This window comes from Pseudomonas sp. UBA6315 (assembly GCF_002438125.1).
GTDB lineage: Bacteria > Pseudomonadota > Gammaproteobacteria > Pseudomonadales > Pseudomonadaceae > Aquipseudomonas > Aquipseudomonas faucium.
This window is the reverse complement of sequence record NZ_DJTF01000037.1, coordinates 1-14,003: the sequence shown is the minus strand read 5'-3', so window position 1 is coordinate 14,003 and position 14,003 is coordinate 1. Positions and strand designations below refer to the sequence as shown.

The window sequence follows — 14,003 nt, the reverse complement described above, 5'->3', positions numbered from 1 at the left end:
GAAAGCAATCTGCTCAAGCTCGTGCTGATGGCCAGTCAGGTCGACCGCTTTGCCGGTATCGAACATGACCACCAGCAGCTGCGCGCTGAAAAAGATCAAGAAAAACATCCGACTCGGGGTGAAGGTCCGCAGATTCATGCCGATAAGCGTGAAGACGTCGTGTCCGGTCAGGACGATGTCGATGATCTGCTGTCCAGCCTGGGTTTTTAAGGAGCACGTTTAATGAGCTTCGGCGCCGATGAAGAAATCCTTCAGGATTTCCTGGTAGAAGCCGGCGAAATTCTTGAGCAACTGTCCGAGCAACTGGTCGAGCTGGAAAGCCGGCCCGACGATGCCGACCTGCTCAATGCCATTTTTCGCGGTTTCCACACTGTAAAAGGGGGCGCCGGCTTCCTTCAGCTCAACGAGCTGGTGGAGTGCTGCCATATCGCCGAGAACGTCTTCGACATCCTGCGCAAAGGTGAGCGCCGGGTCGATGCGGAATTGATGGATGTGGTGCTCGAGGCACTGGACACGGTCAACAGCATGTTCGGCCAGGTGCGCGAGCGCAGCGAAGTGACGGCGGCCACCCCCGAGCTGCTGGCAGCCCTGGCGCGCCTGGCCGAGCCTGCCGCTGCCGGCCAGCCTGCGCCTGCCCCGGCGCCGGTGGTCGAGGCGCCCGCCGCCGAGGCAGACATCACCGACACCGAATTCGAACAGCTGCTCGACTCGCTCGATGCGGTCAAGGCCCAGGCCGAAGCGGCGGCCGAGCAACTGCAGGGTGAAACCCTCAGTGGCGCCACCGACGAAATCACCGACGCCGAGTTCGAGTCGTTGCTCGACCAGCTGCACGGCAAGGGCCAGTTCTCGGCCGAAGTCGTCGCCGCCGAGCCGCCGGCCGTTGCCGCCAGTGCACCGGTCAGCGACGAAATCACCGACGAAGAATTCGAGTCGCTGCTCGACCAGTTGCACGGCAAGGGCACCTTCCAGGCCGACGCGTTGCCGGCTGCCGCGCCGGTGGCCAGCAGCGCACCTGCCGCCAGTGGCGACGAGATCAGCGAGCACGAGTTCGAAGCGCTGCTCGACCAGCTGCATGGCAAGGGCAAGTTCTCCGGCGACAGCGTGACTGCCGAGGCCCCTGCCGCGGTTGCCGCGCCCGTTGCGGCCAAGGCCCAAAGCCTGCCCGTGGCCAAGCCAGCCCCGGCCCCGGCCGCCAAGCCCGCAGCGCCAGCGCGCGCACCGGCCCCTGCCGCCGAGAAGCACGCGGTCAGCGAAGCGGAAACCACCGTGCGCGTCGACACGGCGCGCCTGGACGAGATCATGAACATGGTCGGCGAACTGGTGCTGGTGCGTAACCGCCTGGTGCGCCTGGGCCTGAACAGCGGCGACGAGGCCATGTCCAAGGCCGTGTCGAACCTCGACGTGGTCACCGCCGACCTGCAGACCGCGGTGATGAAGACCCGCATGCAGCCGATCAAGAAAGTCTTCGGCCGCTTCCCGCGCCTGGTCCGCGACCTGGCCCGCCAGCTCAAGAAAGAAATCAACCTGGAGCTGGTCGGCGAAGAGACCGACCTGGACAAGAACCTGGTCGAGGCCCTGGCCGACCCGTTAGTGCACTTGGTGCGCAACGCCGTCGACCATGGCGTGGAAATGCCCGACGAGCGTGAAGCCGCCGGCAAGGCCCGCACCGGCCGCGTAGTGCTGTCGGCCGAACAGGAAGGCGACCACATCCTGCTGTCGATCTCCGACGACGGCAAGGGCATGGACCCCAACGTGCTGCGCGCCAAGGCCGTGGAAAAGGGCCTGATGGACAAGGACGCCGCCGAGCGCCTGAGCGAGTCGGACTGCTACAACCTGATCTTCGCCCCGGGCTTCTCGACCAAGACCGAAATCTCCGACGTGTCCGGCCGTGGTGTCGGCATGGACGTGGTGAAGACCAAGATTTCCCAGCTCAACGGCTCGATCAACATCTTCTCGGCCAAGGGCCAGGGTTCGAAGATCGTCATCAAGGTGCCGCTGACCCTGGCGATCATGCCGACCCTGATGGTGATGCTGGGCAACCAGGCGTTCGCCTTCCCGCTGGTCAACGTCAACGAGATCTTCCACCTCGACCTGTCGCGCACCAACGTGGTCGACGGCCAGGAAGTGGTGATCGTGCGCGACAAGGCGCTGCCGCTGTTCTACCTCAAGCGCTGGCTGGTCCAGGGCCAGGTGCACGAAGAGCAGCACGAGGGCCATGTGGTGATCCTCTCGGTCGGCACCCAGCGCATCGGCTTTGTCGTCGATCAACTGGTCGGCCAGGAAGAAGTGGTAATCAAGCCACTGGGCAAGATGCTGCAGGGCACCCCGGGCATGTCGGGGGCCACCATCACAGGTGATGGCCGCATCGCGCTGATCCTCGACGTGCCGAGCATGCTCAAGCGTTACGCGGCACGGCGTATCTGATTTTCGGCGGCGCACCCTGGCGGGTTGCGCCGCCTAATGGAGTGTTTATGGCAGTCAAGGTCCTGGTGGTGGATGATTCGGGTTTCTTCCGCCGCCGCGTCTCGGAAATCCTCTCGGCGGACCCGACGATCCAGGTCGTAGGTACCGCGACCAACGGCAAGGAAGCGATCGACCAGGCGCTGTCGCTCAAGCCCGATGTCATCACCATGGACTATGAAATGCCCATGATGGATGGCATCACCGCCGTGCGGCACATCATGCAGCGCTGCCCGACGCCGGTATTGATGTTCTCCTCGCTGACCCACGAAGGCGCCCGGGTCACCCTCGATGCGCTGGATGCCGGTGCGGTCGACTACCTGCCGAAGAACTTCGAAGACATCTCGCGCAACCCGGACAAGGTCAAGCAGATGCTGTGCGAGAAGGTGCATACCCTCTCGCGCAGCAACCGCCGTTTCGGCGGTTATGCCAGCCAGCCAGCGGCCAGCGCCCCGGCGCCGGCAGCGCCGGCGGCTGCCCATGCCCCGGCCAGCAGCCTGGCCAGCCCGGCCCCGGCCCGCGCCGCCGCACCTGCGCGCCCTGCAGCGGCCCCGGCGGCGCATTCGCCGGCGCCCAAGCGCAAGCCCTACAAGCTGGTGGCCATCGGCACCTCCACCGGCGGCCCGGTAGCCCTGCAGCGGGTGTTGACCCAGCTGCCGGCGAACTTCCCGGCGCCGATCGTGCTGATCCAGCACATGCCGGCGGCCTTCACCAAGGCCTTTGCCGAGCGCCTCGACAAGCTGTGCAGGATCAACGTCAAGGAAGCCGAGGACGGCGATGTGCTGCGCCCGGGCCTGGCGCTGCTGGCCCCCGGCGGCAAGCAGATGATGATCGACGGCCGTGGCACGGTGAAGATCCTGCCCGGTGACGAGCGCCTCAACTACAAGCCCTGCGTGGACATCACCTTCGGCTCGGCGGCCAAGTCGTATGGCGACAAGGTGCTCTCGGTGGTGCTCACCGGCATGGGCGCCGATGGCCGCGAAGGCGCGCGCCTGCTCAAGCAGGGCGGCAGCACGGTGTGGGCCCAGGATGAGGCAAGCTGCGTGATTTATGGCATGCCCATGGCCATCGTCAAGGCCAACCTGGCCGACGCGGTGTACAGCCTGGACGAGATCGGCAAGCACCTGGTAGAGGCCTGCGTCTGATGGATGTGCTAAGCCTGATTGGCCTGATCCTGGCGTTCGTCGCCATCGTCGGCGGCAACTTCCTCGAAGGCGGCCATGTCGGTGCGCTGCTCAATGGCCCGGCGGCGCTGATCGTGCTCGGCGGCACCCTGGCGGCGGCCTTGCTGCAGTCGCCGCTGTCGTCGTTCAAGCGTGCGCTGCAGATTCTGCGCTGGATCATCTTCCCGCCGCGGGTGGACCTGGCCGGTGGCATCGACCGGGTGGTCAACTGGAGCCTGACGGCGCGCAAGGAAGGCCTGCTGGGCCTGGAAGGCGTGGCCGATGCCGAGCCCGACCCGTATGCGCGCAAGGGCCTGCAGCTGCTGGTCGACGGCGCCGAGCCGGAGTCGATCCGCAGCATCCTCGAGGTCGATTTCCTGACCCAGGAAGGCCGCGACATCCAGGCTGCCAAGGTGTTCGAGAGCATGGGCGGCTATGCGCCGACCATCGGCATCATCGGTGCGGTAATGGGCCTGATCCACGTGATGGGCAACCTGGCCGACCCTTCGCAACTGGGCAACGGCATTGCCGTGGCCTTCGTCGCGACCATCTACGGCGTGGCCAGTGCCAACCTGATCCTGCTGCCGATCGCCAACAAGCTCAAGGCCATCGTGCTGCGCCAGTCGCGCTACCGCGAGATGCTCCTCGAAGGCTTGCTGTCGATCGCCGAAGGCGAGAACCCGCGCTCGATCGAGCTGAAGCTGCAAGGCTTCATGGAGTAGCCCATGCGTCGCCGTCGTCACACCGAGGAACACGAAAACCACGAGCGTTGGCTGGTGTCCTATGCCGACTTCATCACCTTGCTGTTCGCGTTCTTCGTGGTCATGTACTCGATTTCCTCGATCAACGAGGGCAAGTACAAGGTCATCTCGCAGGCGTTGCTGGGGGTGTTCAACGACCCCGAGCGGAGCATGAAGCCGATCCCCATCGGCGATGAGCAGCCGCTGAGCGTCAAGCCGGCCGAGCCGCTGATCAAGGACAGCGAGCAGACCGACGCGGGCCTTGCGCAAACCAACGTCGACCCGCTCAAGACCATCAGCGACGACGTGCGCGATGCCTTCGGCGACCTGATCAAGTCCGACCAGATGACCGTGCGTGGCAACGAGCTGTGGGTGGAGATCGAGCTCAATTCCTCGCTGCTGTTCGGCAGCGGCGATGCCATGCCCAGCGACAAGGCGTTCGCCATCATCGAAAAGGTCGCCAACATCCTCAAGCCGTTCGCCAACCCGGTGCATGTCGAAGGCTTCACCGACAACCTGCCGATCCGCACCGCGCAGTACCCGACCAACTGGGAGCTGTCGTCGGCGCGGGCGGCGAGCATCGTGCGCCTGCTGGCGATGAACGGGGTGAACCCTGGGCGCATGGCCTCGGTGGGCTATGGCGAGTATCAGCCGGTGGCCAGCAACGACAGCGCCGAAGGCCGTGCGCGCAACCGCCGGGTGGTGCTGGTGATTTCCCGCAACCTGGAGGTGCGCCGCAGCCTGACCGGTACCGGCAGCGCCAACGCCACCCCGGACGCCGCGCTGCGCCGGGCTGGCACACAAAGTGCACCGGCAACGCCAGCAAGCAAGGCGGGGCAGTAACTCGTCAATTCTCTGTCACCACGTTTTCCGTAGGAGCCGGCTTGCCGGCGATGAAGGCAACGCGGTGTGTGGCACCGGCGCCGCCGGTGTTCGCCGGCAAGCCGGCTCCCACAGGGTTTCAGCGGCATCCATGAGTCAAGAGTTGTCCTATGAGAGTCTGGGCAGTAGCCAATCAAAAAGGTGGAGTCGGCAAGACCACCACCACCATCGCCCTGGCCGGCTTGCTGGCCGAGGCGGGCAAGCGCGTGGTCGTCGTCGACCTCGACCCGCATGGCTCGATGACCAGTTACTTCGGGCACAACCCCGATGCCCTGGAGCACAGCTGCTACGACCTGTTCCTGCACAAGGGCCAGGTGCCCGATGGCCTGCCGGGGCAACTGCTGCTGCCCACCAGCGACGCGCGCATTTCGCTGCTGCCGTCGAGCACCGCGCTGGCGGTGCTGGAGCGCCAGTCGCCGGGGCAGAGTGGCCTGGGCCTGGTGATCGCCAAGAGTCTGGCGCAGCTGTGGCAGGACTTCGACTTCGCCCTGATCGACAGCCCGCCCTTGCTCGGCGTGCTGATGGTCAATGCCCTGGCCGCCAGCCAGCAGCTGGTGATCCCGGTGCAAACCGAATTCCTAGCGGTCAAGGGCCTGGAGCGCATGATCGGCACCCTGGCCATGGTCAACCGCTCGCGCAAGCAGGCGTTGCCCTACCAGATCGTGCCGACCTTGTTCGACCGCCGCACCCAAGCCTCCCTCGGCACCCTGAAAGTGCTGCGCGATACCTATGAACAGCAGGTGTGGCAGGGCTATATCCCGGTCGATACGCGCCTGCGCGATGCCAGCCGCAATGGCCTCACGCCGTCGCAGTTCGACGGCAAGAGCCGTGGCGTGATTGCCTACCGGGCGCTGCTCAAGCACCTGCTCACCTACAAAAGTGCCGTGCAGGTGGCGTCATGACCCTTAAAAGCGCCAGCCGGCCACAAATGGCCTTGCAGTCCTACCTCGATGGCCTGCTGCAGGAGGCCACCGAGGCCGAAGACCTGCTCGACCTGCCCGCGGCCAGCGACGAGTTCGCCGACGCCGTGCGCGAGGAGCAGGCCCGTGATGCGCGCCAGCCAGCGCCCATCGCAAGCCTCGCGGCCAAGCCGTTTGCCGAGCCGCAGCTCAAGGTGTTGCCGACCGTGCTGGCCGTCGAGGAACCGGTGGTGCTGGTGGTCGAGGCCCAGGTGGTGGCCGAGGCCAGCGTCCCGGTGCTGACCGAGGTGCAGGCGCCAGAACCTGTGGCGCCGTTGGTCGAGGTGCACCTGCCGGCGCCCGATTCGCCGCCGCCCCGCGCCACGGTCGATGGCCGCCCGGCCTGGGCCGCCGAGCCCTTCGAGTGCCTGCTGTTCGACGTCGCCGGGCTGACCCTGGCGGTGCCGCTGGTGTGCCTGGGCTCGATCTACAGCCTGCAAGGGCAGGAGCTGACGCCCTTGTTCGGCCAGCCGGACTGGTTCCTCGGCATCCTCACCTGCCAGGCGGGCAACCTCAAGGTGCTGGATACCGCGCGCTGGGTGATGCCCGACCGTTACCGCGACGACTTCCGCCAGGGCCTGAACTACGTGATTTCGGTGCAGGGCTACGAATGGGGGCTGGCCGTGCACCAGGTCAGCCGCTCGCTGCGCCTGGACCCGTCGGAAATCAAATGGCGCAGCCAGCGCGGCCAGCGCCCGTGGCTGGCCGGCACGGTCATCGAACACATGTGTGCACTGCTCGACGTTGCCGAACTGGCCGAGTTGATCGCCAGCGGCGCGGTCAAGCAGATGCATGGCAAACACCAATAACTGCGAACACACCGCCATCGGCGGATTTTGAGGGCTAGGGGAATGAAAAAGTCGTCTGCACAAGGTTCCGAAGATCCAATCCTGCAGTGGGTAACCTTCCGTCTGGACAACGAGTCCTACGGCATCAACGTCATGCAGGTGCAGGAAGTGCTGCGCTACACCGAGATCGCCCCGGTACCGGGCGCGCCGAGCTATGTGCTGGGCATCATCAACCTGCGCGGCAACGTGGTGACGGTGATCGACACCCGCCAGCGCTTCGGCCTGATGCCTTCGGACGTGACCGACAACACCCGCATCGTCATCATCGAGGCCGACAAGCAAGTGGTCGGCATCCTGGTCGACAGCGTGGCCGAGGTGGTCTACCTGCGCCAGTCGGAGATCGAGACGGCGCCGAACGTGGGCAACGAAGAGTCGGCCAAGTTCATCCAGGGCGTGTGCAACAAGAACGGCGAGCTGCTGATTCTGGTCGAGCTGGACAAGATGATGACCGAGGAAGAGTGGTCCGAGCTGGAGAACATCTGAGTTGATTTTCGAGGTTGCTGTCATCTTCCTGGGGCTGCTGTGGGCGCTGAGCCTGTGGTACTTCCTCAACTACAGCAAGCGCCAGCGCGAGCTGGCCGCCCAGCAGGCGGTGGGCGATGCGCTGCGTGACCAGCGCATCAAGGACCTGGCCAAGCGCCTGGACGACTACCAGAACGGCACCGTGCGCATGGGTGATGCGATCCATGAGCTGCGGGCGACCATGGCGACCCTGCCAGACCGCCTGGAGCGCCTGGAGCAGCGCGACCCGAGCAACGTCACCTTCTCCCAGGCCGCCAAGCTGGTGGGGATGGGCGCCAGCGTGGCGGAGCTGACCGAGAGCTGTGGGCTGACCCAGGCCGAAGCGGAGCTGATGAGCAAGCTGCACCGCTCCGACTAGCCGCGCAAGGCGACCTGCAGGTCGCCTTTTTTCAGGTGTGCTCCCACGAGTGGGTGGCGCCGACCTTGGCAATGCGGTTCAGCGGCGTTCGTGAGCGCAGTGCCTGAGCAACGGCGCGGGTGTCGATGACCTCGGCCAGATTGACTTTGGGGATGCCGACCAGGTTCAGCAGTTGGCGTAGCTGGTACATGTCCGGCAAGTGCTCATCGATCACGTCGGTGAGCAGCCTCGGGCCGGTCAGGTAGCTCAGGCGCCGGGTGTAGCGGTTGAAGGCGGCCGGGTCCTGTTCGAAGTCGGGTTTGCTCAGGTAGAAGTCCTGGTTGGCCTGGTAGCGCTTGTGCATCAGCTCGGAAATGGCATCGAGCGTCGGGTTGCCCGGGTGGCTGCCAATCATGCTGTTGTTGAAGTCGCAGCGCATGTCCAACTGCTCGTTGCCCATGGGTGGGTGCAATACCAGCCCCTTGGGCGACGCTGCCAGCTCGACGTCGTCCATCGACTCGCCGCTTGTCAGCAGCACATCATCCATGTCCATGTAGAAACCGCCCTCCTGGTGCAGCAATCGGTAGCGCAGCACGTCGCAGGCCGAGGCGTAGTTGCGCGCCACGCCCCCATTGCCTTCCAGGGCAGCCTGATATTGCGCGTGGTACTTGCTGGCCTTGAAGCTGGCGAAGAACGGCTGCTCTTCGAGGGGCAGCACGTCAAGGCCCGGCACTTGCGCCGTGACTGCGGCGAGGTTGTCGGCAAAAGCTGCCGGGGTGCTGTTGGAGAGCAACAGGCGCAGCTCGAAGCCGGAGCCGGCCAGGCGCTGCGCATTGGCCTCGAGGTTGGCCAGCAGCTGCGGGCCGATGGGCTGATCACCCAGCCAGATGCAGGTAATTTTGCGTGGTACCGGGGCCAGCCCCTCGCTGGTCAGCGTGGCAGGGTCGAACGGCAAGCGGATATCCACCCCCATCGCCCGCAAGCTGCTCATGCGCATGCTGTCGGAGACCGGGCGGCCGCCCGGGGGGAGCGCTACCAGGTCCCGGCGACCTTGTTGGGCAATGTAGTGGGTCGGCTCGACCTCGTTCATGTCGGATTCCAGCACAAAGGCATCACTCGCCATGTCGTAGACCACATCTGTGTTGTAGCCGGAAATGCTGGCCTGCAGTTCGTCGGCGCCGCCGGTGAAGCGTGGCACGCGAATCACCGCGCTGGCGATGGCGGGGTCGCCTTGTGGCAGTGGCTCCACCGTATCGCTGAGCTGGAAGAAATCCGCTACATCGGTGTCCGGCAGTTTCGGCGGAAACAGCGGGCTGAGCGGATAGCCCCATTGCTCGTTGACCCACTGGGGCAGCAGGAAATTCTGCCCCTTGGTGCGGAACACCGCGTCAACTTCCGCCGCCGCCGACGCCGCCAGGGGGAGGGCATTGAACGCGCCGAACTCGGCAACAGTGACGCCTTGGGCGCGGGCTTCCTGGCTTTTGCCGTTGATGGCCTGATCCAGCCCCAGGCCGAACAGGGCCACGCCACCGAGGGCGAATACCGGCGTCAGTTCAGGCACCACCAGCGCCAGCGGCGCCAGCAGGTTCATGGCGCTGAGCAGGTAGCCACGCCACCTGGCTTCGCTGACCTCGCTGTTGCGGGTGATGAGGAAGTCGGCGTCCTGGTAGCTGCGTGCCCGCTGGCGCTCGCTCAGGGCCAGGAACAGATCGCCCGTGAGGGTAGGGCTGTACTTGCCAGGCCGGTAATTGACGTATTCGCGCGGCGGCCAGCGCCCATCGGTGGTGAAACCCGAGCGATCCGGCGGCAGGTGGTGCACCTGCGGATAGGCGCCCAGGCCTTCCAGCGCGCTGTCCAGGCCGGTGAAGTCCAGGCCATCGGGCAGGTGGGCCAAGGCGAAATGCTGGCGCAGCTGCTGGCGTTTCTCGGCGCTCTGGCACTGTTTCCCCACCCAATCCTGCAGGGCCTCGTGGCTGGCGAACTCATGCAGCGGCGCGCTGTTGCCTGGCACATACAGCAGCGTCAACGGGGTGCCTTGGCTGCGGATGCACAGCAGGTCGGTGGCGGCATAGCCATAGATGTTCAACGCCCGGGTGCGTATCACGTCGGTTTGCGCCATCAACCCGGCGGCCTGCCAGGCCAGCCTGCGCCCGCCCTCGCTCAGGCTGCCCTGCGCCACCTGCTGGTTGCAGGCAGCGATGAAGTTGATCTTCGCTGCCAGCCGGTGCTCTTGCAGGTGCTGGCCCCAGTAGTCGTCGAGGCTGGCCTGGTAGCGCGTGTGGAAGTCCATGTTCCAGATGAACGCCTGCAGCGCTTCGGCTTGCACCGGTATGTGGGTGCTTGCGTCGAAACGCTCAGGGTCGGTTCTGCGGAACAGGCCGTTGAATACCGAAAACGCCGCGCCCTCGTGCAGCAAGCCTGGCGCCGGCAGGGTCGGCACGATGGTCAGCGGGCCATTGGGGAAGGTGCCTGCCCAGGGCTCGCCGATCAGTGCGCCGATCAGGTTGTTGTCGGACTCGCCCTGCCAGTTCGACAGCACCGCCTGGGTCAGCGACTGGCGGGCGACGATCATGGCCTTGTGGCCGCGGTAGTGCAGGGTCACCACGTCGGTTTGGTCGGGGTCGATGTCCAACCCTTGTTGCCGGTACCAGTCGCCAATGGCGGTGGCCGCCTGGCGGTCCGGGCGGGGAAAGCGCTGCAGGTGGTTGCGGACGAATTGCGTGCCTCTGGCGTTGACAGCGGGTGTAGGCATGGCTTGAGCCTCGGGTTGATGAAGGAGGCGCAAGGGTGGGTGGGGCTGCAGGGCCCCGGGCGGTAGATAAGGCTGAGTTACCGGGGCCGCGGGCCTGGCAGCAGGTGGGGCGCAGCCGGAGTGATGTCCCGTTCACCGGCCGGTTCATCGTCGAAGCCCACCGGCACCTTGCCGCGCAACTGCCAGGCGAAGGCGATGATCTCGGCGATGGTCAGGTACAGCGCCTCGGGAATCTGCTCGCCGAGCTCCAGGCGCGCCAGCAGGCGCACCAGCTCGGCGTTTTCGTAGATCGGCACTTCGTGCTCGCGGGCCAGGGCCAGGATGGCCTCGGCCAGTTCGTCGTCGCCCTTGGCGCTGAGGGTCGGGGCCTGCTGGCCGTCGTAGCTCAGGGCGATGGCCTGGCGGGGTTGGCGCTTGCTCATGCGGTTTCATCCACCCAGCGTTGTTCCACGCGGGTACGGGGGCCTTGGGGCGGGATGCCGGGGTGGCACTCCAGGTCGCCGACCTCCACGCCACGGGCCAGCAGGCGCTCGCGCAGCACACCGAGCTGGCTGTCGATCAGCCGCGCGGTCTGCTCGCGTTCGGCCCACAGCTGGCCGGACAAACGCCCTTGGGTGAGTTGCGCCTGGACCTGCAAGGGGCCAAGCGGGGGCAGGTCGAAGGCCAGGTCGATGCGCCACAGGGCCTGCAGCGGGTCCGGCTGCTCGCGCTGGCGATCGGCCTGTTGCTCGGGGGTTTCCTCGCGCTGCAGCTTGGCCTGCAAGGGGATGAACTCCTGGCCATGGCGCACCGGGATTTCGGTTTGCCAGGTCGTTTGCAGGTTGCCGTTCTCCAGCGTGCCGCTTTGTTGCAGGCTGCTCAGGGCATGACTCTGCAACCGCGAAATGGCAGCGGCGGCCAGGCGCAGCAGTTGCTGCAGGTCGCCTTCCCCTTCCATGGCTTGCAGCAGCCGCGAGGGCAGGGGGAAGGCACCAGGGGGCTGGCGCGGGCTGACCCGCTCGAGCATGCCCAGGGCGCTGCGGGCCATGGCGGGCATCACCTGGGCCAAGGTCGAAGGGTTGCCAGAGGCGAGCGGGCCGTCCGTTGGTATTTGCGCCACCAGGCGCAGCAATTGCGCCTTCAGGTCCACGCCCGTGGCCAGCCCGCCAAGCAGCTTGGCTTCGAGAAACACGCCGCTGTTGCCCAAGGCCTGGGGCAGGCCCTTGGCATCGCCCAGCTGGCGTGCGTCCGGCAGGCTGGCCAGCAGGCGCTCGGCACTGGTGCGCAGTTCGCCATCAGCGCTGTCGGCCAGTTGCTGCAGGGCGCCGAGCAACCCCGGCAGGGAGGCCTGGCGCGCCTGTTGAGTGGCGAGTTGCTGGTCGATGTTCAATTGATCCTGGCGCCCGCTCAAGGGCACGAAACGCAGCGACTGGTCGCCCTGCACCAGGGCGCTGAGCAGGCTGCCGACCGCCAGCGGGCGCGGGCTGTCGATGCTCAGGGTGGCGCCGGCCTGGGCGCTGTTGAGCAGGCTGACCAGCGAGCGGAAGGTGGCCTGTGCGCCTGGGTTTTGCAGCAGTTGGCTGGTCAGCACCTTGCCCTGCAGCAGCGTACCGACCGGTACCTTGCTGGTGTCGAGCTGGGTCAGGGTGCTGACAGCGCTGGCATTGGCCTGTTGCACCATCAGCGCCAGGCGATCGCCCTGCGGCTGGCTGACCGTGACCTGGCTGCCCGGTGCCAGCGGTTGGCTGGCATTGGCCTGCACCTGGGCCTGGGTGCCGTTGGCCAGCAGCAGGCGCAGCACCAGCTGGAACTCGCTGCCGCTCTGCTTGAGGGTCAAGACCTCGGCCTGCGCGGTTTCGCCAGGCTTGAGCAAGCCGGGTTGCGCCTGGGTCAGGTTGAGCAGCTCGCCGGTCATCGCCGCTTTGATCGCCTGGGGGCTGACCGCGGTTTGTGCGCCGAGACTATTGATTTCAGTCATGATTGTATACAACCTGTCGAACCCGCCCTCTTGGCAGCGAAGCCGCGCATGTAATAATGCCGGCCGCCCGCCACTGCCACTGTAACGGCAGCGAGGGGGGCGACTTGAGACACTGCATAAGGCGAAACCGTGACCTTTCACCTCCAAGCCGTGGGCCTGGCCTGCGAGCGCGACTGGCGCCTGCTGTTCGAACAGCTGGATTTCGAGCTGCGGCCAGGCGACATGCTGCAGATCAGCGGCCCCAACGGCAGCGGCAAGACCAGCCTGCTGCGCTTGCTGGCCGGGCTGATGCAACCCACTGCCGGGCAGATCCTGCTGGGCGGCCAGCCCCTGGCCGAACAGCGCCATGCCTTGGCCAGCATCCTGCTGTGGATCGGTCACGCCGCCGGCATCAAGGACCTGCTCAGCGCCGAGGAAAACCTCACCTGGCTGTGCGCCCTGCACCAGCCGGCCAGCCGCGATGCCATCTGGGCCGCGCTGAGCGCCGTTGGCCTGCGCGGCTTCGAGGACGTGCCGTGCCATACCTTGTCGGCCGGCCAGCAGCGCCGCGTGGCGCTGGCCCGCCTGCACCTGGACAGCCCGCCGCTGTGGATTCTCGACGAACCCTTCACCGCCCTCGACAAGCAAGGCGTCGCCCAGCTTGAAGCGCACCTGGCGGCGCACTGCGAGCAGGGCGGGACCGTGGTGCTGACCACCCACCACACGTTGGCGCACAAACCGTCCGGTTACCGCGAACTGAACCTGGGGCAATGGGCAGCATGAGCGTATTTCTTCTGTTGTTGCGCCGCGAGGCGCGCCTGCTGTTCCGCCGCCCGGCCGAGCTGGCCAACCCGCTGGTATTCTTCGCCATCGTCGTGGCGCTGTTTCCGCTGGCGGTAGGCCCGGAGAGCCAATTGTTGCAAACCTTGTCTCCCGGGCTGGTCTGGGTCGCGGCTTTGCTGGCGGTGCTGCTGTCGCTCGACGGCCTGTTCCGCAGCGATTTCGAGGACGGTTCGCTGGAGCAGTGGGTGCTGTCGCCACACCCGCTGGCCCTGCTGGTGCTGGCCAAGGTGCTGGCGCACTGGATCTTTTCCGGCCTGGCACTGGTATTGTTGGCGCCATTGCTGGCATTGATGCTGGGTTTGCCGAGCCATTGCCTGCCGGTGCTGCTCGGCTCGCTGCTGCTGGGCACCCCGGTGCTGAGCCTGCTGGGCGCGGTGGGCGCGGCGCTGACGGTCGGCCTCAAGCGCGGTGGTTTGCTGCTGGCGTTGCTGATTCTGCCGTTGTATATCCCTGTATTGATCCTGGGCAGTGGTGCGTTGCAGGCGGCGTTGCAGAATATGCCCGCCACCGGCCACCTGCTGTGGCTGGCAAGCCTGACGGCCCTGGCGGTTACCCTGGCAC

Annotated in this window: 14 protein-coding genes; 11 read left to right on the top strand and 3 right to left on the bottom strand. The window is 66.2% G+C overall.

What is annotated here, in order from left to right:
• The 9 genes from B3E94_RS04700 to B3E94_RS04660 form a co-directional block, all read left to right on the top strand.
• Positions 1 to 210: protein phosphatase CheZ (locus B3E94_RS04700; protein WP_286912510.1), on the top strand; the 210-nt coding region annotated here is incomplete at its 5' end.
• 12 nt (positions 211 to 222) lie between these two features.
• Complete coding sequence (locus B3E94_RS04695; RefSeq protein WP_286912509.1) at positions 223 to 2,424, top strand: chemotaxis protein CheA; 2,202 nt, start codon at positions 223 to 225, stop codon at positions 2,422 to 2,424.
• Between the two features lie 47 nt (positions 2,425 to 2,471).
• Positions 2,472 to 3,605, top strand: coding sequence for a protein-glutamate methylesterase/protein-glutamine glutaminase (locus B3E94_RS04690; RefSeq protein ID WP_176513166.1), 1,134 nt, complete (start codon positions 2,472 to 2,474; stop codon positions 3,603 to 3,605).
• Positions 3,605 to 4,345, top strand: a complete 741-nt coding sequence (locus tag B3E94_RS04685) for a flagellar motor protein (protein ID WP_176513168.1) — start codon at positions 3,605 to 3,607, stop codon at positions 4,343 to 4,345. Before B3E94_RS04690 ends, B3E94_RS04685 begins: the two co-directional genes overlap by 1 nt.
• A 3-nt stretch (positions 4,346 to 4,348) precedes the next feature.
• Positions 4,349 to 5,206, top strand: a complete 858-nt coding sequence (gene motD, locus B3E94_RS04680; protein WP_176513170.1) for a flagellar motor protein MotD — start codon at positions 4,349 to 4,351, stop codon at positions 5,204 to 5,206.
• Between the two features lie 149 nt (positions 5,207 to 5,355).
• A complete protein-coding gene (locus B3E94_RS04675) occupies positions 5,356 to 6,147 on the top strand; it encodes a ParA family protein (protein ID WP_176513172.1) in 792 nt (263 codons plus the stop codon).
• On the top strand, positions 6,144 to 7,013 hold the full coding sequence (locus B3E94_RS04670) for a CheW domain-containing protein (RefSeq protein WP_286912508.1): 870 nt from the start codon (positions 6,144 to 6,146) through the stop codon (positions 7,011 to 7,013). The genes B3E94_RS04675 and B3E94_RS04670 overlap by 4 nt, the downstream gene beginning before the upstream one ends.
• Positions 7,014 to 7,055: 42 nt before the next feature.
• A complete protein-coding gene (locus tag B3E94_RS04665; protein ID WP_016393802.1) occupies positions 7,056 to 7,535 on the top strand; it encodes a chemotaxis protein CheW in 480 nt (159 codons plus the stop codon).
• A gap of 1 nt (position 7,536) precedes the next feature.
• Positions 7,537 to 7,932, top strand: a complete 396-nt coding sequence (locus tag B3E94_RS04660; protein ID WP_176513176.1) for a DUF2802 domain-containing protein — start codon at positions 7,537 to 7,539, stop codon at positions 7,930 to 7,932.
• A 31-nt stretch (positions 7,933 to 7,963) separates the two neighbouring features.
• Here the strand turns inward: B3E94_RS04660 and B3E94_RS04655 are convergent, their stop codons facing one another.
• From B3E94_RS04655 to B3E94_RS04645, 3 genes are all read right to left on the bottom strand, one after another.
• A complete protein-coding gene (locus B3E94_RS04655) occupies positions 7,964 to 10,663 on the bottom strand; it encodes a dermonecrotic toxin domain-containing protein (protein ID WP_286912506.1) in 2,700 nt (899 codons plus the stop codon).
• Positions 10,664 to 10,740: 77 nt separating this feature from the next.
• Positions 10,741 to 11,085 (bottom strand): EscU/YscU/HrcU family type III secretion system export apparatus switch protein, encoded by a 345-nt coding sequence (locus B3E94_RS04650; RefSeq protein ID WP_286912504.1) that lies wholly within the window; start codon positions 11,083 to 11,085, stop codon positions 10,741 to 10,743.
• Positions 11,082 to 12,620 (bottom strand): flagellar hook-length control protein FliK, encoded by a 1,539-nt coding sequence (locus B3E94_RS04645; protein ID WP_286912503.1) that lies wholly within the window; start codon positions 12,618 to 12,620, stop codon positions 11,082 to 11,084. Before B3E94_RS04645 ends, B3E94_RS04650 begins: the two co-directional genes overlap by 4 nt.
• A 129-nt stretch (positions 12,621 to 12,749) precedes the next feature.
• On the opposite strand from B3E94_RS04645, the gene ccmA reads away from it, so the two are divergent.
• Both ccmA and ccmB read left to right on the top strand, forming a co-directional pair.
• A complete protein-coding gene (gene ccmA / locus B3E94_RS04640; protein WP_176517204.1) occupies positions 12,750 to 13,382 on the top strand; it encodes a cytochrome c biogenesis heme-transporting ATPase CcmA in 633 nt (210 codons plus the stop codon).
• Positions 13,370 to 14,003: heme exporter protein CcmB (ccmB, locus tag B3E94_RS04635; RefSeq protein ID WP_286912502.1), on the top strand; the 634-nt coding region annotated here is incomplete at its 3' end. The genes ccmA and ccmB, both read left to right, overlap by 13 nt.